The following is an 875-nucleotide window of genomic DNA, read 5'->3' as shown; positions in this document are numbered from 1 at the left end:
CGCATCGTGATCTGGACGGCGTGCTCGACGACGGCGGCCAGCCCGGCGGCGTCGGGCGCGCTCCCGTTGCTCTCGCTCCAGCGCCCGGCAACACCACGCTGTTCGATAGCGCCGTTGCCACGGCTCAAGATGGCTGCCACGCCGGTTTGGACCAAGTCGAATTCACCCTGTTCGGCGAGCACTGGTTCCAAGTATTCCACCAACGACCAGACGACGTCGGCGGCGGGTTCCGGGCGAAAGGTTCCGAAGTCCAGCAGTTCGGTACGCAGTCCGAAGTTGCTTGCTTGCCAGGACGCCATCCGCAAAAGCGCAGTGGGCACGGCAGCGGGCTCTATTCCGGCATGGTATTCACGAACAGAAGTCTCAACCAGTGCCCTGACGAGCACCGCGATGAGCGCCGCATCCTCGGCCCGGAGGCAGACATCGGCCACCCGGACCTCCACCGTGGGAACGTGCCGGGACAGCCTGGCGTCGAAGTAGACCATCCCCTCGTCCAGCAGCACTCCCGTTTCGATGAGCCTCCGGACAACCCGCCGGTAAGCAGCCAGGGAACCGAAGATGGCTGACGGCCCCGACGAAGGCCAGCGGTTCCACGCCTGCGTCCGATAGCTCTCAAAACCCGTGGCCAGGCCACGCCAGTAGGGAGAATTGGCGCTCATCGCCGTGAAGACCGCGAGCTTGTCCCGGATGCGGTCCAAGACCATCACGCCTTCCTCGGGGGACTCGATCGATGTGTGCACGTGGAATCCGCACGTGAGCTGTTCGTGCGCCGTGATACCGAACCGTTCGAGCATGATGGCGTACCGGGGATCCGGAGTGGTGTGCAACGCGGCGTCCACGGGCGATGTGGCCAACGCGGCGATCCGAGCGCCGTG

1 protein-coding gene is annotated in these 875 nt (G+C 65.3%); it reads right to left on the bottom strand.

From position 1 onward, the window contains the following. A partial coding sequence (locus AHiyo1_RS20750; RefSeq protein ID WP_059389849.1) for a glutamate--cysteine ligase occupies positions 1 to 875 on the bottom strand: 875 nt, incomplete at both ends.

It is taken from the genome of Arthrobacter sp. Hiyo1, assembly GCF_001263615.2.
Taxonomy (GTDB): domain Bacteria; phylum Actinomycetota; class Actinomycetes; order Actinomycetales; family Micrococcaceae; genus Arthrobacter.
Note: the sequence above shows the minus strand (reverse complement) of the source record. Positions and strands in the feature narration are given on the sequence as shown.